28 protein-coding genes are annotated in these 25,768 nt (G+C 71.9%); 19 read left to right on the top strand and 9 right to left on the bottom strand.

Going from position 1 to position 25,768, the window contains the following annotated elements; all coding sequences use genetic code 11:
• The first annotated feature begins 1 nt into the window (after position 1).
• Complete coding sequence (gene efeU / locus ABD366_RS17825) at positions 2-847, top strand: iron uptake transporter permease EfeU (RefSeq protein WP_324768251.1); 846 nt, start codon at positions 2-4, stop codon at positions 845-847.
• Between the two features lie 37 nt (positions 848-884).
• Positions 885-1,871, top strand: a complete 987-nt coding sequence (locus ABD366_RS17820) for an SCO2278 family lipoprotein (RefSeq protein WP_324768249.1) — start codon at positions 885-887, stop codon at positions 1,869-1,871.
• Positions 1,872-2,011: 140 nt separating this feature from the next.
• Here the strand turns inward: ABD366_RS17820 and ABD366_RS17815 are convergent, their stop codons facing one another.
• The gene (locus ABD366_RS17815; protein WP_324768248.1) at positions 2,012-2,734 is read right to left on the bottom strand and encodes a bifunctional DNA primase/polymerase; all 723 of its coding nucleotides are present in this window, start codon (positions 2,732-2,734) and stop codon (positions 2,012-2,014) included.
• A 141-nt stretch (positions 2,735-2,875) separates the two neighbouring features.
• On the opposite strand from ABD366_RS17815, the gene ABD366_RS17810 reads away from it, so the two are divergent.
• Positions 2,876-3,724 carry a glycerophosphodiester phosphodiesterase gene (locus ABD366_RS17810; RefSeq protein ID WP_324768247.1) on the top strand — a complete coding sequence of 283 codons (849 nt, stop codon included), beginning with the start codon at positions 2,876-2,878 and terminating at the stop codon, positions 3,722-3,724.
• On the opposite strand, the gene ABD366_RS17805 is transcribed toward ABD366_RS17810, so the two are convergent.
• Positions 3,693-4,367: a TetR/AcrR family transcriptional regulator gene (locus ABD366_RS17805; RefSeq protein WP_324768246.1), complete on the bottom strand. Its 675-nt coding sequence runs from the start codon at positions 4,365-4,367 to the stop codon at positions 3,693-3,695. The genes ABD366_RS17810 and ABD366_RS17805 overlap by 32 nt on opposite strands.
• A 146-nt stretch (positions 4,368-4,513) precedes the next feature.
• Here ABD366_RS17805 and ABD366_RS17800 point away from each other — a divergent pair, with 146 nt between their 5' ends.
• Positions 4,514-4,699, top strand: coding sequence for a DUF6243 family protein (locus ABD366_RS17800; protein ID WP_324768245.1), 186 nt, complete (start codon positions 4,514-4,516; stop codon positions 4,697-4,699).
• 96 nt (positions 4,700-4,795) lie between these two features.
• Positions 4,796-5,626, top strand: coding sequence for a dimethylargininase (gene ddaH / locus ABD366_RS17795; protein WP_344442056.1), 831 nt, complete (start codon positions 4,796-4,798; stop codon positions 5,624-5,626).
• A 177-nt stretch (positions 5,627-5,803) separates the two neighbouring features.
• On the opposite strand, the gene ABD366_RS17790 is transcribed toward ddaH, so the two are convergent.
• From ABD366_RS17790 to ABD366_RS17780, 3 genes are read right to left on the bottom strand one after another with little or no spacing between them, the layout of a single operon-like run.
• Positions 5,804-6,826 (bottom strand): small ribosomal subunit Rsm22 family protein, encoded by a 1,023-nt coding sequence (locus ABD366_RS17790; protein ID WP_344442054.1) that lies wholly within the window; start codon positions 6,824-6,826, stop codon positions 5,804-5,806.
• A 25-nt stretch (positions 6,827-6,851) separates the two neighbouring features.
• Positions 6,852-8,042, bottom strand: a complete 1,191-nt coding sequence (locus ABD366_RS17785) for a serine hydrolase domain-containing protein (RefSeq protein WP_411293631.1) — start codon at positions 8,040-8,042, stop codon at positions 6,852-6,854.
• Positions 7,988-9,316, bottom strand: a complete 1,329-nt coding sequence (locus ABD366_RS17780) for a multidrug effflux MFS transporter (protein WP_324766648.1) — start codon at positions 9,314-9,316, stop codon at positions 7,988-7,990. The genes ABD366_RS17785 and ABD366_RS17780 overlap by 55 nt, the downstream gene beginning before the upstream one ends.
• A 103-nt stretch (positions 9,317-9,419) precedes the next feature.
• On the opposite strand from ABD366_RS17780, the gene ABD366_RS17775 reads away from it, so the two are divergent.
• The gene (locus ABD366_RS17775) at positions 9,420-10,415 is read left to right on the top strand and encodes a Gfo/Idh/MocA family protein (protein WP_324766649.1); all 996 of its coding nucleotides are present in this window, start codon (positions 9,420-9,422) and stop codon (positions 10,413-10,415) included.
• A 254-nt stretch (positions 10,416-10,669) separates the two neighbouring features.
• Here ABD366_RS17775 and ABD366_RS17770 read toward each other — a convergent pair whose 3' ends face one another.
• Positions 10,670-12,301, bottom strand: coding sequence for an alkaline phosphatase D family protein (locus ABD366_RS17770; RefSeq protein WP_324766650.1), 1,632 nt, complete (start codon positions 12,299-12,301; stop codon positions 10,670-10,672).
• Between the two features lie 144 nt (positions 12,302-12,445).
• On the opposite strand from ABD366_RS17770, the gene ABD366_RS17765 reads away from it, so the two are divergent.
• From ABD366_RS17765 to ABD366_RS17755, 3 genes are all read left to right on the top strand, one after another.
• Complete coding sequence (locus ABD366_RS17765; RefSeq protein WP_324766651.1) at positions 12,446-13,213, top strand: SDR family oxidoreductase; 768 nt, start codon at positions 12,446-12,448, stop codon at positions 13,211-13,213.
• Between the two features lie 139 nt (positions 13,214-13,352).
• On the top strand, positions 13,353-13,817 hold the full coding sequence (locus tag ABD366_RS17760; RefSeq protein ID WP_324766652.1) for a lamin tail domain-containing protein: 465 nt from the start codon (positions 13,353-13,355) through the stop codon (positions 13,815-13,817).
• A gap of 180 nt (positions 13,818-13,997) precedes the next feature.
• Positions 13,998-14,849, top strand: a complete 852-nt coding sequence (locus tag ABD366_RS17755) for a PhzF family phenazine biosynthesis protein (protein WP_324766653.1) — start codon at positions 13,998-14,000, stop codon at positions 14,847-14,849.
• 181 nt (positions 14,850-15,030) lie between these two features.
• On the opposite strand, the gene ABD366_RS17750 is transcribed toward ABD366_RS17755, so the two are convergent.
• Positions 15,031-15,354, bottom strand: coding sequence for a nuclear transport factor 2 family protein (locus ABD366_RS17750; protein ID WP_324766654.1), 324 nt, complete (start codon positions 15,352-15,354; stop codon positions 15,031-15,033).
• A gap of 90 nt (positions 15,355-15,444) precedes the next feature.
• Between ABD366_RS17750 and ABD366_RS17745 the strand changes: the two genes are divergently transcribed.
• From ABD366_RS17745 to ABD366_RS17725, 5 genes are all read left to right on the top strand, one after another.
• Positions 15,445-16,026, top strand: a complete 582-nt coding sequence (locus ABD366_RS17745; protein WP_324766655.1) for a DoxX family protein — start codon at positions 15,445-15,447, stop codon at positions 16,024-16,026.
• A gap of 136 nt (positions 16,027-16,162) precedes the next feature.
• Positions 16,163-16,468: a MazG-like family protein gene (locus ABD366_RS17740; RefSeq protein WP_324766745.1), complete on the top strand. Its 306-nt coding sequence runs from the start codon at positions 16,163-16,165 to the stop codon at positions 16,466-16,468.
• Positions 16,469-16,543: 75 nt separating this feature from the next.
• Entirely contained in the window at positions 16,544-17,104 is a 561-nt protein-coding gene (locus ABD366_RS17735; RefSeq protein ID WP_324766656.1) for an MOSC domain-containing protein, read from the top strand.
• Positions 17,104-17,691: a GrpB family protein gene (locus ABD366_RS17730; RefSeq protein ID WP_324766657.1), complete on the top strand. Its 588-nt coding sequence runs from the start codon at positions 17,104-17,106 to the stop codon at positions 17,689-17,691. The genes ABD366_RS17735 and ABD366_RS17730 overlap by 1 nt, the downstream gene beginning before the upstream one ends.
• Before the next feature lie 43 nt (positions 17,692-17,734).
• On the top strand, positions 17,735-18,640 hold the full coding sequence (locus ABD366_RS17725; protein WP_324766658.1) for a glycosyltransferase family 2 protein: 906 nt from the start codon (positions 17,735-17,737) through the stop codon (positions 18,638-18,640).
• 286 nt (positions 18,641-18,926) lie between these two features.
• On the opposite strand, the gene ABD366_RS17720 is transcribed toward ABD366_RS17725, so the two are convergent.
• A complete protein-coding gene (locus ABD366_RS17720) occupies positions 18,927-20,447 on the bottom strand; it encodes an HtaA domain-containing protein (RefSeq protein ID WP_324766659.1) in 1,521 nt (506 codons plus the stop codon).
• Positions 20,448-20,582: 135 nt separating this feature from the next.
• On the bottom strand, positions 20,583-22,013 hold the full coding sequence (locus tag ABD366_RS17715; RefSeq protein WP_324766660.1) for an HtaA domain-containing protein: 1,431 nt from the start codon (positions 22,011-22,013) through the stop codon (positions 20,583-20,585).
• 138 nt (positions 22,014-22,151) lie between these two features.
• Here ABD366_RS17715 and ABD366_RS17710 point away from each other — a divergent pair, with 138 nt between their 5' ends.
• The 5 genes from ABD366_RS17710 (at position 22,152) to ABD366_RS17690 (ending at position 25,742) form a co-directional block, all read left to right on the top strand.
• Entirely contained in the window at positions 22,152-23,186 is a 1,035-nt protein-coding gene (locus ABD366_RS17710; RefSeq protein WP_324766661.1) for a heme/hemin ABC transporter substrate-binding protein, read from the top strand.
• A gap of 1 nt (position 23,187) precedes the next feature.
• Positions 23,188-24,273, top strand: coding sequence for a FecCD family ABC transporter permease (locus tag ABD366_RS17705; protein ID WP_324766662.1), 1,086 nt, complete (start codon positions 23,188-23,190; stop codon positions 24,271-24,273).
• Positions 24,270-25,106, top strand: a complete 837-nt coding sequence (locus ABD366_RS17700; RefSeq protein ID WP_324766663.1) for a heme ABC transporter ATP-binding protein — start codon at positions 24,270-24,272, stop codon at positions 25,104-25,106. Before ABD366_RS17705 ends, ABD366_RS17700 begins: the two co-directional genes overlap by 4 nt.
• A 109-nt stretch (positions 25,107-25,215) precedes the next feature.
• Positions 25,216-25,488: a type II toxin-antitoxin system Phd/YefM family antitoxin gene (locus ABD366_RS17695; RefSeq protein WP_324766664.1), complete on the top strand. Its 273-nt coding sequence runs from the start codon at positions 25,216-25,218 to the stop codon at positions 25,486-25,488.
• On the top strand, positions 25,485-25,742 hold the full coding sequence (locus tag ABD366_RS17690) for a Txe/YoeB family addiction module toxin (protein ID WP_324766665.1): 258 nt from the start codon (positions 25,485-25,487) through the stop codon (positions 25,740-25,742). Before ABD366_RS17695 ends, ABD366_RS17690 begins: the two co-directional genes overlap by 4 nt.
• The last annotated feature ends 26 nt before the right edge of the window (positions 25,743-25,768 follow it).

Below are 25,768 nucleotides of genomic sequence, written 5' to 3'. Positions count from 1 at the left end.
AATGTTCGCGAACTATCTGATCGGGCTGCGGGAGGGGCTGGAAGCCAGCCTCATCGTCTGCATCCTCATCGCGTACCTGGTGAAAACGGACCGCAGGGACGCGCTGCGGCCGGTGTGGCTGGGTGTCGGCGCGGCCGTGGTCCTGGCGCTCGGGTTCGGCGCGGCCCTGGAGTTCGGCTCGCAGGAGATGACGTTCAAGGCGCAGGAGGCGCTCGGCGGTTCCCTGTCGATCGTCGCCGTGGGCCTGGTGACGTGGATGGTGTTCTGGATGCGGCGCACCGCCCGGCACCTCAAGGCCGAGCTGCACGGGAAGCTGGACACGGCGCTGCGCACGGGCACGGTCGCCCTCGTCGTCACCGCGTTCCTCGCCGTCGGCCGGGAGGGTCTGGAGACGTCGCTGTTCGTGTGGACGGCGGTGCACGCCACCGGCAACGGCACGGTCGAACCGGTGGCCGGCGCACTCCTCGGCCTGGCCACGGCGGTGCTGCTCGGCTGGCTGTTCTACCGGGGTGCCCTGCGGATCAACCTGGCGAAGTTCTTCACGTGGACCGGCGCCATGCTGGTCGTCGTGGCCGCGGGCGTCCTCGCGTACGGCTTCCACGACCTCCAGGAAGCCGATTTCGTCGGCGGTCTGAACACCCTCGCCTTCGACATCAGCTCCACGATCGCCCCCGACGGCTGGCTGGGCACGCTCCTGAAGGGCGTCCTCAACTTCCAGCCGGATCCGACGGTCCTCCAAGTCGTCGTCTGGCTCGTGTACTTGGTGCCGACGCTGGCCCTGTTCTTCGCACCCCCGGGACTGTTCTCCCGCAGGGGCGAGGCACTGGGCGCTTCTTCTTCCCGGTAGGGTTCGGCCCCGGGAAGGGGAAGGTGAGAACAACGTCATGAGCGACTTCAGGATCGGGCTCGGCAGGCCCGCCGCGGCAGCGGCAGCGGCGGTCGTGCTGTCCCTCACGGCGAGCGGCTGCGTGACCGTGCACGGCGAGCTCGAGGTCATGCCCACGACCACGAAGACGCAGGCCGCACGCGCCCTGGACACTTTCGTCACCGCCTACAACAAGGCGGACAAGACGTACGACCGGGCCGCCGACGCGAAGTACGTCTCCGGGGCGCTCGCCGCGATCGACGCGGCGAAGCTGAAGGCGGGCCGCGCGGTGAGCCCCGAGGGCAACACGAACCACAAGCCGCTGAAACTCAGCGACACGAACATCACCGTCCCGAAGAAGGCCGGCTGGCCGCGCTGGTTCGTCACGGACAGCGCCAACAGCCGCATCCCGAGCTCCCGCTGGGTCATGGTCTTCACCCGTGACGCCGTCGAGGAACCGTGGGCGGTCTCGTATCTGACCGTGTTCCGCGGCGACACCCTTCCCGAGTTCAAGAAGGACGCGGACGGCTGGGGCGAGGCCGTCGCCGCCGACGCCGGGGGGCTGGCGGTGCGGCCGGGCGACCTGGGCGAGAAGTACGCCACGTATCTGAAGGACGGCGGGGACGGGTTCGCGGACGGGGCGTACACCTCCGAGTGGCGGGCGTCGCGCAAGAAGAACGAGTCGCGGCCGGGTCTGACCACGCAGTTCATCGACGAACCGCTCAAGGATGGCGACTACGCGCCCATCGCGCTGCGTACCGAGGACGGTGGGGCGCTCGTCTTCTTCGCCACGCGGCGCTTCGAGAAGCAGACGGCGTTCTCGGGGAGTGATCTGCCGGCGATCAGTCCGAGTGTGAAGGCGTTGATGTCGGGGGACGCGAAGCAGTCGGCCACGTACGGGTTTGTGTCCAACCAGGCGGCGGTGATCCCGGGCGGTGGCTCCGCTGGGGGTGCGGTTCAGGTGTTGAACCGGGTTGAGGGGATCACTACCGCTGAAGGGTCGTGAGCCTTACCGATTCGGGGCTCTGCCCCGGACCCCGCTCCTCAATCGCCGGAGGGGCTGAGGGGTGCCGGAAGGGTTGAGGGTTACCGGAAGGGTTGAGGGGTGCCGGAAGGGTTGAGGGTTACCGGAGGGGCTACCACTATTTACGGCCACGCCGTCGTGTAGTCCGGTTCCGCTCCTGCGTGGCGGGCGCAGGCGTCGGTGAGCGCCTCCAGCAGTGTGAGGGGGTCCGGGAGCGGGTGCTCGGGGCCGCGTAGCCAGTCCACCGAGCGGTCGGCGGGGAGGCGGGCCGGGGGGACCAGGACGTACGAGCCGCGGCAGTGCCAGCGCATACCGGGGTGCTCGTCCATGGTCTCGGGATGGCAGTCCAGCTCGCAGGGCCACCACTCGTCCTCGTCCTCGGGCGTACCGCGGGTCGCCGTGAAGAAGAGCATGCGGTCGCCGCCGGACTCGGCGACGGGGCCGACGTCGACGCCGGTCGACAGCAGGCGCTCCAGCGCTTCGCGGCCCGCCTCCAGCGGTACGTCCAGGACGTCGTGGACCATGCCGGTCGCGGTGATGAAGTTGGCCTGGGGCTGGTGGCGCGCCCAGCGCTCGATCTGTCCGCGGTCCGTCGTGGACTGGGTCTGCCAGGCGAAGGAGACGGGGTGCCGGCCGGGGGTCGGACAGCCGATGCGGTTGCACGAACACCGGTAGTCGGCGGGGTGGGCGGCGGGGGCGAGCGGCAGTCCGGCGGCGGCAGCGGCGAGCAGCAGGGACTCACGGTCCTCGTCGGTGCGGGTCTCCTTCGGGGCCCTGGCCGACTTCAGCCACTGGGCGAACCTGCCCAGCCCCGAACGTGCGCTGTCACCGTGCTCCGCGCCCATCTATCCCCTTACCACACCATCGCTGTCGGGCCGGGTGCCGGACGAGCCCCGGACCCCCATGGTCCCACCATCCTGCTCCCGGAGGGGCCACAGGGTGTCATTGCCTGATTTGCACCTAATTGCGGGCCTACCGTGTTGGCCATGGTCACCCTTGCCGCCAGGACCGTGCCGGTCGTCGGCCTCGCCGGCGCCCTCTCCCTGACCATCCTCGCCTTCGCGCCACCACTGCCGGGCGGGCGCCCGCTCTCCGTGGACTCCCTGCCGCCCATCGTGTACACCGCGCACCGCGGCGGCGCCCTGGAGGTGCCGGAGAACAGCATGTCGGGACTGACGGCGGCCTTCGCGCGAGGCACCGCGCAGATCCTCGACTTCGATACGCGGATGCTGCGCGACGGCACTCTCGTGGTCATGCACGACGCGACCCTGGACCGGACGACGTACTCGCGCGGTCCGGTCGGCGCGCTGGACCGGGTGCACTGGCTGGGCGTGCGGCTGCGGCCGGTGCCGTCACTGCCCGGCCTCTGGCTGCCGGAGCGGCCGCCGACGGTCGCGGAGGTCCTTGACCGGTTCGGCGGCCGGACCGTGCTGATGCTGGAGGCCAAGGATCCCCCGAGTCTCGACGGGCTCGCGCGGCTGATCCGTGCCCGCGGCCTGACCCGCTCGGTGCTGGTCAACTCCAACAGCCCGGCCGTCGCCGCGCGCGCCCACCGGCTCGGCCTGGTCACCCAACTGTGGCGCTCCGCACGGCAGATGAGGACCGACCGGCCCGAGCTCTGGGCCGGTCACGTCGACGTGCTGGACATGGACCACGCGGCGCGCGACACGGATCTTCTGCGGGCGGTCCGCTCGGGTGTGCCGCGTGTGTGGGCGCACACCGTGAACACGCCGTACGACCGGGAGCGGGTGCTGCGGCTCGGCTGCGACGGGGTCATCACCAACGCGCCGGGGCTGCTCGCGACTACGCCTGCGGCTTCTTCGGGCGGGCGCTGATCCCGTAGAGGGCGTACTCGACGAGCTTGTCGGCGTACGCGTGGTCGAGCGGGCCGGTGAACTGCAGCCAGCGCTGGGCGAGCGGCGAGACGAAGAGGTCGCGGGCGATCTCGGGGTCGACGTCGGCGCGGATCTCCCCCGTGTCCTTGGCGGCGGAGAGGCGGGCGGCGTACAGGTCGAGCCCGGGCATGAGGAGCCGGGCGATGAACTCCTCGGCGAACTCGCGGTTGGCGACGCCCTCGGCGGCGAGCGCGCGGGCCGGGGCCTCGAAGCGGGGGTCCTTGAGCTCGTCGATCGTGGCGCGCAGCACCAGTTTGAGGTCGGCCTCGAGGTCGCCGCTGTCGGGGAGTCCGCCCCCGTCGACGGGCACTCCGGCGTACTTCTCGGCGGCCGCGTGCGCGTTCTGCTCGTTGAGGTCGATGAAGGCCTCCATCAGCACCTGCGCCTTCGATCCCCACCAGCGGTAGATCGTCTGCTTGCCGACGCCGGCGCGGGCGGCGATGCCCTCGATGGTCGTCCGGGCGTAGCCGATCTCGCCGACCAGGGCGAGGGCGGCGTCGTAGATCGCGCGGCGCGAGCGCTCGCTGCGACGGGCGGAGTCGGGGGCCGTCTTCTTCGGGGCGCGGCTGGGCGTGGTCGACATGGTTCGAATGTAGCAGCGAACGAGGCGAGACGTGCCGTCTCGTAAAGGGTTGACAAGACGGTGCGTCTCGTTGAGAGTGGTGGCTGTCGGCACGGCGAGACGGTGCGTCTCGCCTGGTGAGTAGGATCCGGACAAAGGAGTACGTCATGACCCGAGGTGGAGCAGGCGGCATGCTGGGCGTCGGCGGTACCCGTCGCACCCTCTCCCGCAAGGCGCTGCGAGGCGGCGGCCGGAGCGGTCGGGTGGGCGGCGGAGGCACCGATCCCGTGGCGCAGAAGCGGGAGTTGCTGCGCAAGTTGCAGGAGAGGCGCGGCAGTACCGACGCGTCGTGATCCGGCTCCGTGAACCACCCGTTCGGTTCACAGCCGCGAGGGCTCCTCCGACCGCACCATGGGCGCAACAGACCCTGCGGTTGTGAGGAGCCCTCATTGCGTAATCCGCACTCCGTCGAGCGCCGCGCCACACCCCGGCGCTATCTCATGTGCCCACCGGCGCACTTCAAGGTGACCTACTCGATCAATCCGTGGATGGACCCGGCGAAACCCGTCGACGTCCCGCTCGCCGTCGCGCAGTGGGAGGACCTGCGCGACCGGTACCGCGCACTCGGCCACACCGTGGAGGTGCTCGACCCGCGGCCCGGACTGCCCGACATGGTCTTCGCGGCCAACGGGGCGACCGTGGTCGACGGGCGGGTGCTCGGGGCGCGCTTCGCCTACCCGGAGCGGGAGTTGGAGGCCGCCGCCCATCTGGACTGGTTCCGTGCGCACGGCTACCCCGACGTGCATGAGCCCGTGCACGTCAACGAGGGCGAGGGGGACTTCGCCGTCACCGCCTCCTACGTGCTCGCGGGGCGCGGGTTCCGGGCGTCGCCGCTGTCCCACGGGGAAGCCCAGGAGGTCTTCGGGCGACCCGTCATCGGGCTGGATCTGGTGAACCCGCGCTTCTACCACCTGGACACGGCGCTCGCCGTCCTGGACGACAACGCGGACGACGTCATGTACTACCCCGCGGCGTTCTCGGCCGGCAGCCAGGACGTGCTGCGGCGGCTGTTCCCCGACGCGCTGATCGCCGACGAGGCAGACGCGGTCGCCTTCGGCCTGAACTCGGTGTCGGACGGGCGGCACGTGGTGCTGCCGCAGGGGGCCGTCGGGTTGTTCGGGCCGCTCCGGGAGCGGGGGTTCGTGCCGGTGGCGATAGATCTGTCGGAGCTGCTGAAGGGGGGCGGGAGTGTGAAGTGCTGCACGCTTGAGCTCCGCTGAGGCGGATCGTTTCATCGCCGCCGGATGCGAGGTGCGTCGACCAGCTGCGGTACGTCGTGGCTGGTCGCGCAGTTCCCCCCTGCCCCTGTCGATGCGCACTTCGTGCGCGATCTCCATCGCCATGTGGGGCGTGGGGAACCGCGCGACCGGCCCCCACCGGCCCGCGGACGAGAAACCTCAGACCGGCGGAGGCCAGGCGTCACCCCAGTCCGCGTCCCGGGCCCCCCGGTACGCGGCCCCGTGCTTCTTCGTCACCGTCGTTCTCGTCAGGGCGCCCTCCGGTTCGCACAGGTCCAGGAGTACCTGGCCCTTGCGGATCTGGGGGCGCCGGACGATCCGGGACGGGGCCGGGGTCACAAGGAAGCGGGTCGCGGCGACGTAGGAGAACTTCTCGTCCTCGTACGCCAGCGAACCGCCCTTGACCTGGCGGTGCAGGGAGGAGCGGCTGACCCGGGCCGAGAAGTGGCACCAGTCCTCGCCGGGGACGATCGGGCAGCGGCCGCTGTGCGGACAGGGCGCCGCTACGTGGAAGCCCGCGGCGATCAGCCGGTCGCGGGCCTCGATGATCCGGGTGTAGCCGTCGGGGGTGCCGGGTTCGATGACGACGACGGCGCCGGTGGCGGCCTGTGCCGCCGCGTCGACGACGGCCGCGCGGTCGGCGTCCGTCAGCTCCTTGAGGACGTACGAGATCGTCACCAGGTCGGTGGCGTCGAGCGGCGGGTTGGCGCCGATGCGCGCGCGTTCCCAGCGGACCGAATCCTTCAGCCCGGTGTCCGCCGCGGCCAGTTCGCGGCCGAGCGCCAGCGCCGGTTCCGACCAGTCGAGGACCGTCGTCGGGCGCCGCGCCGGCCACACCGCGCGGGCCGCCCAGACCGCCGCGCCGGTGCCGCCGCCGATGTCCAGGTGCCCGGCCGGCGTCCAGTCGGCGGGCGCCGCGGCGGCGAGGGCGTCCAGCGAGGAGGCGACGGCCTCGAACGTGGCGGGCATCCGGTACGCCGCGTACGCCGCGACGTCCGCCCGGTCGCGCAGGATCGGCGCGTCGGTCGGGGTGGTGCCCCGGTAGTTCGCGATGAGCCGGTCCACGGCGCGGGCCGCCTGCGTGGGCGGCAGCCCGGCGAGCAGCCCGGCGAGGGCCGAGCGGAGGGTGTCGGCGGGCTCGGCGGAGTACGCGGCGGAAGAGGGGTCGGTCGGGGCGTTCACGCCGACGATTTTAGGGTGTGGCGGGCTATGGGCCCGGCGGGCCGGTCACCGCGCGGGCCAGGTGGGTCGCCGCGGCTGCCCGGGGGCCGTTGTCGGCGGGGCGGCGGCGCGGGTGGACGGTGTTGGCGAGGAGTACCAGGAACGTGTCCGTCGCCGGGTCCAGGACGAGGGACGTACCCGTGAACCCGGTGTGCCCGGCCGCCCCGGTGCCCGCCAGCTCGCCCATGAACCACGGCTGGTCGATCCGGAAGCCGAGCCCGGGGTCCGTCAGCATCAGGTCGACGAAGTCGGGGCCGAGGATGCGGGCGGTGCCGTACGAGCCGCCGTTGAGCAGGGTGCGGCAGAGCACCGCCAGGTCGTACGCGGTCGAGAAGAGGCCCGCGTGGCCCGCGACGCCGCCGAGCGCCCAGGCGTTCTCGTCGTGCACCTCGCCCCGCAGCATGCCGCGGTCGGCCTTTGCCCAGGGGCGGCCCTGGTCCTCGGTGGCGGCGGCGCCGGGCCGCGGCCCGTACGAGGTGGCGGTCATGCCGAGGGGGCGGGTGATGCCGTCGCGGACGAGCGCGTCCAGCGGCCGGCCGGTGAGCCGTTCCAGGAGGTGCTGGAGCAGCAGCATGTTCAGGTCGGAGTAGCGGTACTCCCCCGGCTTCGACGAGGGTGCCTCGGCGCGCAGCAGTGCGAGCCGGGTGGCCGCGTCCGGGGCGTCGTACAGCGGGAGTTCGGGGCGCAGGCCCGAGGTGTGGGTGAGGAGTCCGCGGACGGTGATGTCGTGCCGGGACGCGGCCGTGAACTCGGGGAGGTACGCGCCGACCCGCGCGTCGATGCCGAGCGTGCCGCGCTCGATCTGCTGCACCGTGGCGATCGTGGTGAACAGTTTGGTCAGCGAGGCGAGGTCGAAGGGCGTGTCCAGGGTCATGGGGACGCGGGCGGCGGACGGGAGTTCGACGCCCCGGTCGTTCACCTCGTCGTACGCCGCGTACCGCACCGCCCAGCCGCAGGCGGTCTCGGCGGCGATCACCGGGCCGCGCCCGGCGAGCAGCACGGCGCCCGCGCACCAGGGGCGCGGGCCGTCCGGGAGCGTGCGCACGTCGCGGACGAGGCGGGCGATCCGCTCGGGGTCGAGGCCGGCCCGCTCGGGGGTGCCGTGCCGCAGTCGTGGGGAGCTCAGCGCTCCGTCACCTCCCTCGTCGCCCGGGCCGCGTGCTGCCAGGGGCGGCACAGTGCCATGAAGGCGACGGCCGCCGCCAGGCCGCAGACGAGCTGCACCAGGGCCATCGGCACGGCCGTGTGCTCGCCCGCGATGCCGACGAGCGGCGAGGCGACCGCCCCGATCAGGAAGGACGAGGTGCCGAGCAGCGCGGACGCGGAGCCGGCGGCGTGCGGGGTGCGCAGCAGCGCGAGCGCGTTCGTGTTGGGGGTCGCGAGGCCCATCGACGCCATGAGCACGAAAAGTCCCGCGGCGACGGGCACGATGCCGAGGTCCTCCGGGTCGCCGAACACGCCCGTGGCGACGAGGAGCAGGAACGCGGCGGACAGCACGATCAGGGCGAGGCCGATCATGAGGACCTTGTCGAGGCTGACGCGGCCGACGAGCACCTTGCCGTTGAGCTGGCCGACGGCGATCAGCCCGATCGAGTTGAGCCCGAAGAGCAGGCTGAAGGTCTGGGGCGAGGCCCCGTAGATCTCCTGGATCACGAACGGCGAGGCGCTGATGTAGGCGAACAGCGCGGCGAACGCGAAGCCGCCCGCGATCATGTAGCCGGTGAAGACGCGGTCGGCGAGCAGGGACCGCATGGTGCGCAGCGCGTCGACGGTGCCGCCGGAGTGGCGCCGCTCGGGCGGCAGCGTCTCGGGCAGGAACTTGCCGACGATGGCGGTGAGCGCGATGCCGATGAAGGTGAGGACGACGAAGACGCCGCGCCAGTCCGTGACGCGCAGGATCTGGCCGCCGATGAGGGGCGCGACGATCGGGGCGACGCCGGATATCAGCATCAGGGTGGAGAAGAAGCGGGCCATCGCGACGCCGTCGTAGAGGTCGCGCACGACAGCGCGGGCGATCACGATCCCCGCGGCGCCCGCCAGTCCCTGGAGCAGGCGGAACGCGACGAGCAGCGCGGCGTTCGGCGCGAAGGCGCAGATCGCGGTGGCGACGACGTACACGACCAGGCCGATCATGAGCGGCCTGCGCCGCCCCCACTTGTCGCTCATCGGGCCGACGACGAGCTGGCCGAGCGCCATGCCGGTCAGGCACGCGGTGAGGGTGAGCTGCGCGGTGGCGGCCGAGGTGTGCAGGGCGCCGGTGACCTCGGGCAGGGCCGGGAGGTACATGTCCATGGACAGCGGCGGGACCGCGGTCAGCCCGCCGAGGACGAGGGTGACGAGGAGGCCGGTGCGAACGGCCGCTGTGCGTACGGGAGTTGGGCTGTCCTGCCGGGTGATCCGCGGCTGCTCCCCGGCGTCCTTGGTGCTCCCCGTACTTCCGCTCTCCGCCATCCCGTTGCCCCTCGTTCCCTTTCGTCTCTCCCGGCCGTACGTGCGATTACCTATGCTCTCAGCTCGGCGGAGTGACCGGGACCAACTACTGAGGTGGGCAGGGATGGCAGCGGAACGCGTGCGGTGGGGGATTCTCGCGACGGGAGGGATCGCGGCGTCGTTCACGGCGGATCTGCTGGATCTGCCCGACGCCGAGGTGGTGGCGGTGGCCTCGCGGACCGAGGCGTCGGCGAAGACCTTCGCCGAGCGGTTCGGGATCGAGCGGGCCTACGGCGACTGGGCCTCGCTCGCCGAGGACGACTCCATCGACGTGGTGTACGTGGCCACCCCGCACTCGGCGCACCGGGAGGCGGCCGGGCTCTGCCTGGAGGCGGGGCGTGCGGTGCTGGTCGAGAAGGCGTTCACGCTGAACTCGCGCGAGGCCGAGGAGCTGGTGACGCTGGCGCGTTCGCGCGGCCTCTTCCTGATGGAGGCCATGTGGATGTACTGCAATCCGCTGATCCGCCGCCTGAAGGCGCTGGTCGACGAGGGCGCGATCGGCGAGATCCGGACCGTGCAGGCCGATTTCGGCCTCGCCGGCCCGTTCCCGCCCGCGCACCGGCTACGGGACCCGGCCCAGGGGGGCGGTGCGACCCTGGACCTCGGGGTGTATCCGGTGTCGTTCGCTCATCTGCTGCTCGGGGAGCCGTCCGAGGTGACGGCCCGCGCCGCGCTCTCCCCGGAGGGCGTGGACCTGCAGACCGGGATGCTCCTTTCGTACGCGAGCGGGGCCCAGGCGCTGCTGCACTGTGCGATCAATTCCGGTACGGGGGTGACGGCCTCCGTGACGGGGTCTGCGGGCCGGATCGATGTGCCCGGCGGGTTCTTCTATCCGGAGCGGTTCGTGGTGCACCGGGACGGGCGTGACCCCGAGGAGTTCGTGGCGGCGCCGGAGGACGGCCCGCGGGATTCGCTCCGGCACGAGGCGGTCGAGGTCATGCGGAGGCTGCGGGCGGGCGATACGGAGTCTCCGTTGGTGCCGCTGGATTCTTCGCTCGGGGTCATGCGGACGCTGGACGCTGTGCGCTCGGCGGTGGGGGTGCGGTACCCCGGGGAGTGACGGTTCCCGTGTGCGGGGTCGCTGTCGCGTTCCCGTGTGCGGGGTCGCTGTCGCGTTGCCGGGTGCGGGTGCGTCGTGGCTGGTCGCGCAGTTCCCCGCGCCCCTGAGGCATGCGGCTTCGCCGCAGCCCCAGGAGAGCGGTGTTTCGCGCGGCCCCTTGAGATGGCGCACGTAGTGCGCATCTCAGGGGCGCGGGGAACTGCGCGACCAGCCCCCACCGGCCCGCACCCGGCGTCATACCCGATCAGGCCGGATCAGGCCGGCCGCAGGCCCTGGTTACCGACCTCCGTGACGAACGACGCCGCCGTACTGAGCGGAGCGCCCGTCGCAGAGACGAACGGCACCGTCTTGAAGTCGGCCCGTGCCTCGGACTCCCCGAGACCCACGGTGACGTAACCCCGCCGCCCGTTGAAGAACTTCATGTGCGGGTTGGCCTTGGTGTACGTCTCCCACGTGGCCGGCTTCTCCGCCCCGTCCTTGCCGGAGGCGATGGACGTGGCGACGATCTCGGTGCCGAGGGTGCGCGACGCCGGGTCGGCGAAGTTCTCCTTGATGTCGAAGGCGTACCCGACGTGCACGTCACCGGTGAGGACCATGAGGTTCTCGACGCGGGCGGCCCTGGCCCCGGCGAGCACGCGCTTGCGCGAGGCGCGGTAGCCGTCCCAGGAGTCCATGGACAGCTTCGCGTTCGCGGTCAGGTCCAGCTTCCGCTCGGAGAAGGTGACCTGTTGCGGCACGACGTTCCACAGGGCGCGCGAGCGACGCCAGCCGTCGATGAGCCAGCGCTCCTGCGTGGCACCGGTGATGGTGCGCGCCGGGTCGTCCGACTCGGGGCCGGGCGCGTGGGCGGTGTCGCCGTAGGCCTGGTTGGAGCGGTACTGGCGGGTGTCGAGGATGTCGAACTGGGCGAGTCGGCCCCAGACCAGACGCCGGTAGAGCTGGGCGTCGGGCCCGGTCGGCAGCTGGGGGCGGCGCAGCGGCTGGTTCTCCCAGTACGCGCGGTACGCGGAGGCGCGGCGCAGCAGGAACTCGGCCGGCGGGTCGTCGTTCTCGGAGATGTCGTCGGCGTAGTTGTTCTCGGTCTCGTGGTCGTCCCAGGTGACGACGAAGGGGTGCGCGGCGTGCGCGGCCCGCAGGTCGGGGTCGGACTTGTAGAGGGCGTAGCGCAGCCGGTAGTCCTCCAGGGTCACGGTCTCCCGGTTGAAGACGTCGGGCAGTACGCGGTCGGTGTACTTGCGGTTGCCGCCGACGGAGTTGACCGCGTACTCGTAGAGGTAGTCACCGAGGTGGAAGACGACGTCGACATCGTCCTCGGCCAGGTGCTTGTACGCGGTGAAGTAGCCGTCGTGGTACGCCTGGCAGGAGACGGCGGCCAGCGTCAGCTCCGAGGGGCGGCCGGCGGCGGCGGGCGCGGTGCGCGTGCGGCCGGTCTCGCTGATCCAGCTGCCCACGCGGAAGCGGTAGTAGTAGATGCGGCCCGGGGCGAGGCGTCCGACCTCGACGTGGACCGAGTGGTTGAACTCGGGGTGCGCGGTCTCGGTGCCGCGTCTGGCGATGCGCCGGAAGCGCTCGTCGTGGGCGAGCTCCCACTGCACGGCGACGCGCTGTGCGGGCAGTCCGCCGCCGGCCTCGAAGGGTTTCGGGGCGAGTCGCGTCCACAGCAGCACGGACTCGGGCAGCGGGTCGCCGGAGGCGACGCCCAGGGTGAACGGGTCGCTGGCGACCTTGGCGGTGTCCAGCTCGGCGGCGGCCGCGGTGCCCGCGGCGGGCAGGTTCACACTGAAGGCTAGCGCCGTTGCGGCGCCCGCGACAGTGAGGAAGCGGCGTCGGCCCAAGTGCTGGGCGGCTACGCGAAGTTCGGGCTTGTGCTGCGGTACGTGTGACATGGAGCCCCTCCCCTGACTGCTGATGTCGTCTGCTGTCAGGGGAATTCGACTGGGCCGGAAAGGCGCTCGACTGTCGCGTACACAACAGCCACATGGCGGATCGGTGATCTCCGGGTGGCGGCACCGCCCGTACGCTGCGGCCCCATGGACGATCAGCGCACCTCAGAGACGAGAACCGCCGTGGTCACCGGCGCCGGCTCCGGCATCGGCCGGGCCGTCGCCCTGGAACTGCTGCGGGCCGGCTGGCGCGTGGCCCTCGCCGGCCGCCGCACCGAGACCCTGGAGGAGACGGCGGCGCTCGCTCCGGGCGCGGGCTCCCTCGCCGTTCGCACCGATGTGTCGCGCCCGGAGGACGTGGCGGCGCTCTTCACCGCCGTGCGTGACGGGTTCGGCCGCCTCGATCTGCTCTTCAACAACGCGGGGACGTTCGGGCCCGGCGGCGTGCCCGTCGAGGAGCTGGCGTACGACGCGTGGCGGCATGTCGTCGACACCAACCTCAACGGGGCGTTCCTGTGTGCGCAGGCGGCGTTCCGGCAGATGAAGGAGCAGGACCCCCAAGGCGGCCGGATCATCAACAACGGGTCGATCTCCGCACACACGCCGCGCCCGCGCTCGATCGCGTACACGGCGACCAAGCACGCCCTGACGGGCCTCACCAAGTCCCTCTCCCTGGAGGGCCGCCCGTACCGGATCGCCTGCGGGCAGATCGACATCGGCAACGCGGCGACCGACATGACCGAGCGCATGCAGTCCGGAATCCTCCAGGCCAACGGGGAGCTGGCGGCGGAGCCGGTGATGGATGTGGCCGACGTGGCCCGCACGGTGCGGCACATGGCAGAGCTGCCGCTGGAGGCCAATGTGCAGTTCGCGACGGTGCTGGCCACGAACATGCCGTTCATCGGCCGGGGTTGAGCCTCCGCACCCCTTCGCCACCCCACTTGCTTGAGATGTAAATCTCCACAAGCGGAATAGCACCTACCGCCTCATTACCGGACACCGCACCCCGTATGCTCAGCTCCTCTCCACGAGAACTTCACATTTGGAGTGCATCTTGCGCATACGTTCCGCGGCTCCGGCCGCCCTCGCCGCGGCCGCCCTGGCGGGTTCGCTGCTCGCCGCGTCCCCGGCCTCCGCCGCCGCGCACCAGGGCGGACTGCACCTCGGTTACATCCAGTACGACAGCCCGGGCTCGGACCGCGGCAGCAACGGCTCGCTGAACGCGGAGTGGGTGAACATCCACAACAACTCCCGCTCCGCGATCCAGCTCAAGGGCTACAAGCTGAAGGACAAGACCGGCTACACGTACACCTTCGGCAGCTACAAGATCGGCGCGGGCAAGACCGTCAAGGTCCGCACCGGCAAGGGCACGAACGCGGCGGGCGTCCGGTACTGGGGACGCAGCTGGTACGTCTGGAACAACACGGGCGACAAGGCCCGGCTGATCAAGCCGAACGGCACGCAGCTCGACTCCTGCTCCTGGAGCCGGGTCGGCTCCGGCGGGGTCAGCTGCCACTGACCGTCTGCCACTGACCGCCTGCCACTGACCGCCTGCCTCTGAACCATCGCGAGGGGGGGAAGACGGAGAGGGCGCCTGCACAGCGGGGACAGGCGCCCTCTCCTGCGGGCGGGGCGGATTCGCCCTGCGGGCGGCGCAAAATCCGCCCTGTGGACTGGGCCGACTTGCTTTGATGTCTCCATGACAGACGACGTGCTGCGCTACACCGCCTTCGCCACCACCCCCGCCGGAGGCAACCCCGCCGGGATCGTCCTCGACGCCTCCGCCCTCGGCGACGGGGACATGCTCAAGATCGCCGCCGACCTCGGCTACAGCGAATCGGCGTTCGTGACCCCCGGGCCCGCCGGAAGCGGCGAACGGGCGTACACCGTGCGTTACTTCAGTCCCAAGGCCGAGGTCTCCTTCTGCGGCCACGCCACCGTGGCCACCGCTGTCGCCCTCGCGGAGCGCGACGGCACCGGCGACTACCTGTTCCACACCCCGGCCGGCGAGGTCCCGGTCACCGTGGACCGGGCCGGGGGCACCCTGCGCGCGACCCTCACCAGCGTCGAGCCGCACGTCGAGGACGTGAGCGGTGACGATCTCGCCGAGGCGCTGGCCGCGCTCGACTGGCCGGCCGCCGACCTCGACGCCGCCCTGCCGCCCCGGATCGCCTACGCGGGCGCCCGCCACCTCGTCCTGGCGGCGGCCACCCGGCAGCGGCTCGCCGACCTCGACTACGACTTCGAGCGGCTCGAGACGCTGATGCACCGTCTCGACCTGACGACGGTACAACTGGCTTGGCGAGAGGCCGAGTTCACGTTCCACGTGCGCGACCCGTTCCCCGTGGGCGGCGTCGTCGAGGACCCCGCCACCGGAGCGGCCGCCGCGGCGTTCGGGGCGTACCTGCGGGAGCTGGGCCTGGTGCCGCGGGCCGCCGGTGTCACCCTCTTCCAGGGCGCCGACATGGGCCGCCCCGGCGAGCTGACGGTGACACTGACGGAGGGCGACCCGCGGGTGCGGGTGAGCGGGACGGCCGTCCCTGTCCCGTAGTCCCGCCGAGTGAGCGGGACAACCGTCCCTGTCCCGTAGTTCCCGTAGTTCCCGTAGCTTCCGTAGCCCTTCAGGACCGGCGCGGGATGTGCACGGGCTGCGCGCCCACACCCGGGCGGGCGGGGCGCGTGTTGAAGCGCACACGAGGTCAACCCCGGTGCCGACCCGGGGTTGTTGCGGGTCAGGCCTGGCCGGTCTCGAAGCGGGTGACCTTGCCGTCGGCCACGTCGAACGTCCACCGGGTGCGCATCTCGCCCCAGGTGTCGTTGCGGTAGCTGGCGACGAGCGCCCGGCCCTCCGCCGTCTCCTTCTCGATCTCCATGTGGCCGTGCGAGTCGAAGATCTCGCGGGCCGTCCAGTCGGCCAGGTCCCGGTCGGAACCGTCGTCGGCCATGGTCGCGCCGGGCGCGAGCGCGGCCCGGAAGGCTTCTTCGTCGTGGGCGTTGAGCGCCGAGACGAAAGCGCGGACGGCCGGGTCGCTGAGCTTTGCGGTCTGCATGGGCATGCGCCCAGGCTTGCACCGCGGCCGGGACCCCGCCACCCGAATGGGCCCGCGCGCGAGGTGCGCGGGCCACGGCTGCCGGACGGTGGTGACATGACCTGCACACGTTCACGTATCTCCCGCGTCTCCCGCTCCTGCCGTTCCGCCCGCGCCACCTGTCACTCCCGTCGCGACCTGGGCCTTCTCGCGTTGCGCCTGGGCACCGGCGGGGTGCTCGCCGCGCACGGCGCCCAGAAGCTGCTCGGCTGGTTCGGCGGCGGCGGTGTGTCCGGTACGGCCGCCGCCATGGACGCCATGGGGTACGCCCCCGCCAAGGCGAGCGCCCTCGCGGCCGGGCTCGGCGAGGCGGGCGGCGGGGCGCTCCTCGCGCTCGGCCTCGCCACTCCGCTGGGCGGCGCGGCCGCGGCCGGCACCATGGCGGGTGCGGCGGCCGTGCACGCCCCGAACGGCTTCTTCGCGATGGAGGGCGGCTACGAGTACCCGGCGTTCCTCGGCTTCGTCGCGGCGGGCCTCGCGGTGACCGGCGCGGGCCGCTACTCCCTCGACCACGCGCTGGGCCATGCGCTCGACCGGCACTGGATGGTGCCGGCCGCGCTCGTGGGGGCCGCGGCGGCGACGCTGGCGGTGGTCGGCTCACGCACCAAGCGGGTACGGGAGGCGGAGACCGCCGAGTGAACCGGGGCGCCTAGGCTCGTCCCTCGTGACGACGAACAACGACGAAACGGCCGACGGCGCGACGGTCGGCGGCGAGACGGCTGGCGGCGCAACGGTCGGCGGCGAGACGCACGATGGTGCAGCGCACAGCGACGAGCTGTGGGCGACCATCGACCGGCTGCGCGCCTGGCTCGACGAGAACAACCAGCGCCCTCCCCAAGAGGCCCTTCTTCTGCGGATGTTGAAGCTCTCGGAGGAGGTGGGCGAGGCGGCCCAGGCGGTCATCGGCGCGATCGGCCAGAACCCGCGCAAGGGCGTCAGCCACACCTGGCAGGACGTCGAGTCGGAGCTGTGCGACGTGGCGGTCACGGCTCTGGTCGCGCTCAGCACGCTGTCATCGGACGCCCGCGGAACGTTCTCCGCACATGTGGCGAAGGTGTCGCAGCGCTCGCTCGGAGGCTGAACGGATTCCTGGACGCACCACGGCTAGGCTCGCGGTGATTCAGCGTTCACCATTCACCACGCGCAGGGGGTCACGATGGGCGAATTCGACGGCGGTGTCGTCACGGCGGTCAGCAGCAACGGCACCTACTCCTTCACCAAGCCGAACCGGGACAGCGTCACGCTGCTCGCGGGGCTCGGCGTCGAAGGGGACGTGCACGCGGGCGTCACCGTCAAACACCGCTCGCGCGTCGCCCAGGACCCGACGCAACCCAATCTGCGTCAAGTGCACCTGATGCAGGAGGAGTTGTTCGCCGAGGTCGCCGAGGACGGCCATCACGTGCTGCCCGGCCAGCTCGGCGAGAACGTCACCACCCGCGGCATCGACCTGCTCGCGCTGCCCACCGGCACGCTCCTGCGCCTCGGCGACGGCGGCGCGACCGTCGAGATCACCGGGCTGCGCAACCCGTGTCAGCAGATCAACCACTTCCAGGACGGCCTCCTCAAGCACGTCGTGGGCCGCTCCCCGGCGACCGGCGCGATCATCCGCAAGGCGGGGATCATGAGCGTCGTACGGGAGGGCGGGACCGTCCGCCCCGGCGACCTCATCCGCGTAGAGCTGCCCGCCGAGCCGCACCGGCCGCTGGAGAAGGTCTGATGCCGCCGCACGAGAAGCCCGTCGTCGTCCCGCACGACCCGGACTGGGCCGCGAACGGAGCCGCGCTCTGTTCTCGACTGGGCTCCGTCCTGGGCCCGTCGGCGCTGTACGTCGACCACATCGGGTCGACGTCCGTACCGGGTATGGCCGCCAAGGACGTCTACGACGTGCAGGTGAGCGTCGCCGATCTGGACGCCGCCGCTGCGGCGTTCGACGCGCCACTGGCCGCGCTCGGGTTCGTCCGGGCGCCGTATCTGCGTGATCACGTGCCCGCCGGGCGGGAGGGCGACGAGGATCCCGCCGACTGGGCGAAGCGCTACTGGTCGCGGCGCACGGCGGACGCCGCGCCGGTCAACCTGCATGTGCGCAGGGCCGGTTCACCGAACGAGCGCCTCGCGCTGCTGTTCCGGGACTGGCTGCGCGCGACGCCGGACGCGGTCCCCGCCTACGCCCGCTTCAAGTACGTACTCGCGGACGCCGTCGCGGACACCGGTACGTACGCGGAGGTGAAGGACCCCGTCGTCGATCTCGTCGGCGTCGTCGCCGAGCGGTGGGCCGCGGAGACGGGCTGGCGGCCCCACGGCTGACGCGCTTCGAGAACCGCGCAGGTGAACGACTACCATCGCCGCCATGACAGACAGGCGCCGAACCACCGAACTCCCCCGCTTGGGCGTGGCCATCGTCACCATGGGCAACCGGCCCAAGGACGTGGACGCGCTCCTGGAGTCGGTGGCCAAGCAGGACGCGCCGCCGGCCCGCGTCGTCATGATCGGCAACGGCACGCCGCTGCCCGAGTTCACCGGCCTGCCCTTCGAGGTCACCACCGTCGAACTGGACGACAACCTCGGCTGTCCCGGCGGCCGGAACGTGGCGCTGGCCAGGCTCCGCGAGTTCGGTGACGTGGACGTGGCGGTCGAGTTGGACGACGACGGGCTCCTCGTCGACGCCGATGTCTTCTCCACGATCCAGAGCCTGTACGCATCCGATCCCCGCCTGGGCATCGTCGGGTTCCGCATCGCCGACGAACTCGGCGAGACACAGCGCCGGCACGTGCCGCGGCTGCGGGCCAAGGACCCGATGCGGCGCGGCCTCGTGACCGCGTTCCTCGGCGGCGGCCACGCCTTCTCCATGGACATGCTGGCCGAGACCGGCGACTGGCCCGCCGACTTCTTCTTCACGCACGAGGAGACGGACCTCGCCTGGCGCGCGCTCGACGCCGGCTGGAAGGTCCTCTACGAGCCGTCGCTGCTGCTCCAGCACCCGAAGACGTCCCCGGCGCGGCACGCGGTCTACTACCGGATGACCGCCCGCAACCGCGTCTGGCTGGCCCGCCGCCGCCTCCCGCTCCCGCTGGTCCCGCTGTACCTCGGCGTCTGGACGCTGCTGACCCTGCTGCGTACGCGCTCGGTGGGCGGTCTGCGCGCCTGGGCGGGCGGCTTCGTGGAGGGCGTGCGCGCGCCCGCCGGTGAACGGCGCCCCATGCGCTGGCGGACCGTGTGGCGCATGACGCGGCTGGGCCGCCCGCCACTGATCTGAGGTGACGGACGACCGATAGCGCGGGGCTCAGCTCTCCAGCCCGGCGCGCGCGGGATTCAGCTCTCCGGCGCCGGGCGCGCGGGGCCCGAGGCTCCTGCCCGGCGCGCGCAGGGCTCACCTCTCCGGCCCCGCGCGCGGGGCTCAGCTCTCCTGCGTCGGGCGCGAGGGACCCAGAGCTCCTGCCCGGCGCGCGCAGGGCTCACCTCTCCGGCCCGGCGCGCGCAGGGCTCAGCTCTCCTGCGTCGGGCGCGAGGGGCCCAGAGCTCCTGCCCGGCGCGCGCCGGGCTCAGCTCTCCTGCGAGCGCCGCCTGCGGGTGGCGTACACCGTGCCCGCGCCCGCGGCGACGACCAGCGCGGCGGCCGCGGCGAGCGGGCCCGCGGGCACATCGGCGCCGGTCGCGGCGAGGGAGCCGCCGGTGGTCGAGCCGGTGCCGCCGTTGGTCGACCCGGTCGTGCCCGCACCTCCCGTGGTGCCGCCCGAAGTACCGCCGGACGTACCGCCGTCGGAGCCGCTGCCCGAAGGGAGCGTGGCGTCCTCGTCGAGGGAGACGGCCACCTCGACGGGGTCGAGCGCGGCACCGGCCTGGTAGAACCCGCCGAACGCCTTGGCGCCGTCGGCGGTGAGGGTGGCCGCGGCGCCGTCGAGCTCGACGACGTCGTCCTTGGCGGTCAGATCACCGGAGCCGACCTTGAGGGTGGCGACGGTCAGGTCCGCGTACGTCGTGACCTTGCCGCTCTCCTGGTCCTTGCTGGAGACGTCGGCGACGAGCTTGCCGCTGCCGCCCTTCGCCGTCACGTGCAGATCGCTGAACTGCAGGTCGAGCACGTACGTCCCGGCCTCCTCGTGGCCGAGGAAGCGGAGCTTGCCCGCGAACTTCGCGTCGAGGGACTTCGCGGCGGCGTCGTAGCTGCCGCTCGCGTCGCCGAACCGGTACACTGAGCCGTTCTTCGCGGCGCCGCCGGTCAGTTCGACCTTGCCCTTCGCGATCGGGCCCGTGATGTACGTACGGAAGGACTCCTTGACGCCCCAGTCCAGGTTGCCGTCGGCGATCGCGCCGGAGGCGGCGTTCCCGAACGGAGCCACGCCGGGCTTCGGGGACGTCGAGGCGGTCGCGGTCGGCCTGCCGGTGGGGGTCGCGGTCGGCTTGGACGTGACGGGCGGCGTGGTGGGCGGCGTCGTTGAGGGGTCCGGGTTCGGGGACGAGGTGGCCGCGGTCACGGTGAGCGTCGCCGCGTCGAGGGCGGTGCCCGCCTCGTACATGCCGTTGAACGCCTCGGCGCCATCGGCGGTCAGCGTCGCGGGGATGTCCTTGAAGGTCATCGCGCCGCCCGCGCCCTGGCCCGGCTTCACGGCGGACAGGTCGAGGGCTGCGAACTCGATGTCGTTCTGCACCTCGCCGTTGAGCGAGACATCGGCGTCGATGTGCCCGCTCGTGCCCGAGGTCACGACCTGCACGTCGCTGATCTTGATGTCGAACATGTGGGCCGTGGAGACGAACCGGACGGCGCCCTTGAACGCGGTGTCCGTGCCATGGGTCGTCGTGTCGTACGTGCCCGCGCCGTCGGAGAAGGTGAACACCCCGTTCTCGGCGGCCTGCGTCGCCCCGTCCGTCGCCTCGATCTTCCCGGCGGCGATGCCGGTGACGTACTTACGGAACGAGTCCTTCACGCCCCAGTCGAGCGTGCCGTTCTTCAGCTCGACGGCGGGGGCCTTCTCCGCGGCGAACGCGGGCAACGCGAGGGCCCCGGCGCCGAGCGCGACGGCGGTGGCGGCGGCGAGGGCCATGGGGTGTCGGATGAGGGACATGGGAACTCCTACAACTTGGCTGGGGGAGGCGCCCCTTCAGGGGCGCGGGGCTGTATCGATGTGCGGCTCCGCCGCGTGGGCGCGAGCAACCACGACGGAGCGGCGCCCGGCAACGAAACGTGTGAGGGCAGACGCCTAGCCGTCGGCGGAACTCCGCTTGCGCATGCGAACAACGGCCAATCCGGCCCCGGCCACAAGAAGCACACCCCCACCGGCGATCGCGGCAACCGCGCCTCCGCTCAGCCCCGAACTCCCGCCCTGGGCAGCAGGCTTGGCGGCAGCGGCACGGGGGCTCGGGTCGGCCGGGCCCGTGGACCCGGCGCTGCCAAGATCCGGCAAGGCCGGCAGCGCCACATCCCCCTCGACCGCGACGGCCAGCGAAACCGGATCCATCGCGACCCCGGCCCGATACATCCCGCCGAACGCCTCCGCGCCGGAGGCGGTCAGCACGGCCGGCGCCTCGTCGACCCGCACGAGCCCGTCCTTCGCCGCGAGGGACCGCACGGCGAAGGTGACGAGCGCGGTGTCCTTGGTGGTCTTCTTCCCGCTGGTCACGTCGGCGCGCAGCGTGCCCTTGCCGTCGGCGACGGTGACGGTCGGGCGCGCGAGCGTCAGGTCGAGCCCGTGCTCGCCGGTGAAGTGCACGGACCCGGTGAACTCGCCGTCCAGGGTCTGCTTCTTCTTGTCGTACGAGCCCTCGCCGTCGGGGAAGCGGAACAGCGCGCCGCCGTCCTGCGCCCCGTCGCCGAGCTTCCATTCGCCCTGGGCGATATCGCCGGTGACGTACTCGCGGAAGGTGCGCCGCACACCCCAGTCGACCGCACCGTCCTGAAGCTTCCCGGAGGAGCCCTTCTCGTCCTCGTCCTTCTTGTCCTTGCCCTTCTCGTCCTTCGCCTCGGCCTTCTTCGTGGCGGACGCGGACGGTTGCGCGGCGGCCTTCTTCGGCGCGACGTCCACCGACAGGCTCAGGGGGTCGAGCGCGGTCCCGGCGGTGTAGTACCCGGCGAAGGACGTGGCGCCCTGGGCGGTGAGCGTGGCGGGAACGTTGTTGAGGGTGACGGCGTTCCCGTCGCCCTTCATGTTGATCCCGCCGAGGGAGAGCGTGGCGAAAGGCACCTGGCGGGACGACGTGACCGCCCCGGTGCCCTTCACCTTGCTCACGACATCGACGTACAGCGTCCCGCTGCCGCCCGCGATACGGACGGTGGGTCGGCTGATGGTCATGTCGAGTTCGTGGGAGCCGTCGCTCTTGCGGTGCCCGACGAAGTGCACGCCGCCGGAGAACGACGAGGTGAAGGCCCCCGTCGCGCCGTCGTACGTGCCGGTCGCCGAGTGGAAGCGGAACTGGCTCGCGCCGGTGGTCGCCGCGCCGCCCGTCAGGGAGTAACTCCCCTTGGCTATGGGGCCCGTGATGTAGCTCTGGAACGACGATTTGAGGCCCCAGTCCAGCCGGCCGCCCTGCACGGTACGGGCCGCGGCGTGCGCGCCGGCGACCGGGAGCAGCGCGCCGAGCAGCGCGGTGAACAGGGCGACGGCGAGGACACGTATCCGTGCGCGTCGGGGCATGGCGGTTCCTCCGGGGTACGTCACCAGACCCTGGCGACTTAGGTAAGGCTAACCTAAACTATGATCGCTCGAGTCAACAGCCCCTCTCAGCTCTCACTGCTCTCACAGCCCCTCTCACCACGACAGGACGGTGTCCGCGTGCCGACGTCAGCGGCCCCCTCACGCGCTTCCCGACGGGCGGGCGTGCTGATCTCCGTACTCGCCCTGGCCCTCGCGCTGTTCGCCACCGCCTGCACCAGCGGCGCCACGGCCACCACGAAGGCCGGGACCCGGGCGGCCACGACGGCGAACCGCCTCGAACCGCTCGCGGCCCCCGCTCCGAAGCTGCCCGCCACGGTCACCTCGGCCGACGGCCACCGGGTGACCGTGGAGCGGGCCGACCTGATCGTGCCGCTCTCCGGCAGCCTCAGCGAGATCGTGTTCACGCTCGGGCTCGGCAAGCGGGTGGTCGCCCGCGACATCACCGCCACCTTCGACCAGGCGAAGAAGCTGCCGGTCGTCACCCGCAACCACGACGTGTCCGCGGAGAGCGTGCTCTCCCTCAAGCCGGACCTGGTCCTCGCCGAGCAGACGACGGGGCCCGCCGAGGCGATGCAGCAGGTACGCGACGCGGGCATCCCCGTCGTCGTCATCGACCCGGCGCAGGGGCTCGACGACGTGGGCCCCCGCATCCAGGCGGTCGCGGACACGCTCGGAGTCCCGTCGGCCGGGCGGGAGTTGACGAAGCGCTCCGAGGACCGGATCACCGCCGTACGCAAGGACATCCCGCGCGCATCGGCGTCGGAGAAGCCCCGCGTCGCCTTCCTCTACGTACGCGGCTCGGCGTCCGTCTACCTCATCGGCGGCGCGAAGTCCGGCGCCACGTCCCTGCTGGAGGCGGCGGGGGCGGTCGACGCGGGCGCCGCGTCAGGCCTGAAGACCGACTTCCGTGCCATCACCAGCGAGGCCCTCGCCAAGGCGGCGCCCGACGCGGTCCTCGTCATGACGAAGGGCCTCGACTCCGTGGGCGGCATCGACGGCCTGGTGAAGATCCCGGGCGTGGCCGAGACCCCGGCGGGCGTCGACCGCCGGGTCGTCTCGGTCGAGGACGGCGTCCTGCTCAACTACGGCCCGCGCACGGACCAGGTCCTGCGCTCGATCGTGGACCAGCTGTACGGCGAGGACGGTGCCTGACGTGACGGCCACCGCGAGCCCGCCCACGATCTCCCCACGGCAGGCCCCCGCCCGCCAACCCCGTGGCAGAGCCTGGCTGTTGACCCTGGGCCTCGCCGCGGCGCTCGTAGCGCTGGCCCTCCTCTCGGCGGGCATCGGCGCGTACGACATCCCGCCGGGGGACGTACTCGCCTCCGTCCAGCACCGCGTCGGCCTGGGCGGCTCGGCGCTCGACCGGGTCGGCGAATCGGTCCTGTGGAACGTGCGGCTCCCCCGCGTCGTCCTCGCCCTCCTCGTCGGCGCCTCGCTCGGCTGCGCGGGCGCGCTGATGCAGGGCGTCTTCGGCAACCCGCTCGCCGAGCCGGGCGTCATCGGCATCTCCTCGGGCGCGGCGGTCGGCGCGGTCGCCTGCATCGCGCTCGGTCTCGACTTCTTCGGCACGTGGACGATCACGGTCTGCGCGTTCGTGTCGGGCCTGGCGACGGTCCTGATCGTCTACACGATGTCCCGCTCGGCCGGCCGCACGGAGGTCGTCACCCTGATCCTCACGGGCATCGCCGTGAACGCCTTCGCCGGCGCGCTGATCGGCCTGTTCCTCTCCTACGCGGACACGGCCGCCGTCAACCAGATCACGTTCTGGCAGCTCGGCTCGCTGGCGCAGGCGACCTGGCCGAAGGTCCTGGCGGTCCTCCCCTGCGCGGCACTCGGCCTCCTCGTCGCCCCCTTCTACTCCCGCAAGCTGGACCTCCTCTCCCTGGGCGAACGCCCGGCCCGCCACCTGGGCGTGGACGTCGAGAAGCTCCGTATCGCCCTCATCCTCGTCATCGCCCTGCTCACGGCGGCGGCGGTCGCGGTCTCCGGAGTGATCGGCTTCGTGGGCCTGGTGATCCCGCATCTGCTGCGCATGCTCGCCGGCCCCGGCCACCGCTTCCTCGTCCCCGGCAGCGCGCTGGGTGGCGCGGTCGTCCTGATCGGAGCGGACCTGGCCGCCCGCACGGTGGCGGCCCCCGCCGAACTCCCCATCGGCGCCCTCACCGCACTGACCGGCAGCCCGTTCTTCTTCTGGCTGCTGCGCCGCACCCGCCGCAAGCAAGGAGGCTGGGCATGAGCACACCCTGGACGACACGACTGCGCCGCGCCCGAACCCTCCCGTCCCGCCACGCCCCCGGCGAAACGGTCGCCGAAGCCCGCGCCCTGCACCTGAACCTGGGCCCCCGCGAGGTCCTGTCCGGCGTCGACCTCACGGTCCGGGCGGGCGAGGTACTGGCCCTGGTCGGCCCCAACGGGGCAGGTAAATCAACCCTGTTGGCAGCGCTGGCGGCGGACCTGCCACCCGCCTCGGGCGAACTCCGCATCGACGACCGCCCGGCATCCTCCTGGACACCCCCCGAACTGGCCCTGCGCCGGGCCCTCCTCCCCCAGTCGGCGTCCCTCTCCTTCCCCTTCCCCGTCGAAGAGGTGGTCCGTATGGGCCGCGCCCCCTGGACGGGCACCCCGTACGAGGACGAGGACGACGCGGCGATCGCGGCGGCACTACGAGCAACGGAAACCGAGAGCTTCGCCCCCCGCCCCTTCTCGGCCCTCTCCGGCGGCGAACGCGCCCGGGTCGCCCTGGCCCGGGTCCTGGCCCAGTCGACCCAACTCCTCCTCCTCGACGAACCCACCGCCGCCCTCGACCTCCGCCACCAGGAACTGGTCCTCCGCGTCTGCCGAGCCCGCGCCACGGCAGGCGACGCGGTAGTCGTCGTCCTCCACGACCTGGGCCTGGCAGCGGCCCACGCGGACCGCACGGCGATCCTCCACGCCGGCCACATCACAGCGGACGGCCCCCCGGCGGAGGTCTTCACCGCCCCCCTCCTCAGCGAGGTCTACCAACACCCGGTCGAGGTCCTGCCGCATCCGGGGTCGGGGGCGCCACTGGTGGTTCCGGTCCGGAAATGAGTGAGCCACGACCTGAGGATTCCCCTGCGGACAGCCCGTCCCACTCGTACCGGATTCGAGTACGAGAGTGGTACCGTTTTTCCGTACCGTTCGGAATGAGGTGTCGCAAGTGACGATAAGCGCCAGTGAAGCCCGCAAGGACCTCTTCCCGCTCATCAAGCGCGTCAACGACGACCACACACCCGTGCGCATCAGCTCCAAGAGCGGCGACGCGGTCATCATGTCCGCCGAGGACTACGACTCCTGGCAGGAGACCGTCTACCTGCTGCGTTCCCCCGCCAACGCGCGAAGCCTCATGGAGGCGGTCGCCCGGGACAGGGCCGGCGAGACCGTGGTCACCAGGACCGTGGAAGAGCTGGAAGAGCTGGCGGGTGAAGGGTGAGAAGTGTCCACTTCGACCCGGCCGGGTGGGAGGACTTCCTGTTCTGGCTCGGCTCGGACCGCTCCATGGCCCGCAGGGTCACACGGCTGATCGCGGAGATCCAGAGCACCCCCTTCACCGGCATCGGCAAGCCCGAGCCCCTGAAGGGCGACCTGTCCGGCTACTGGTCACGCCGGATCGACGACGAGCACCGGCTCGTCTACCGGGTGGACGAGAAGGAAGTCAAGATCCTCAAAGCCCGTTACCACTACTGAGGCCACCATCTCCGGTTGCGGCACAC

The organism is Streptomyces kunmingensis (genome assembly GCF_039533535.1).
Lineage (GTDB): Bacteria > Actinomycetota > Actinomycetes > Streptomycetales > Streptomycetaceae > Streptomyces > Streptomyces kunmingensis.
The sequence above is the reverse complement of the archived record's forward strand: the minus strand, read 5'-3'. Positions and strand labels throughout refer to the sequence as shown.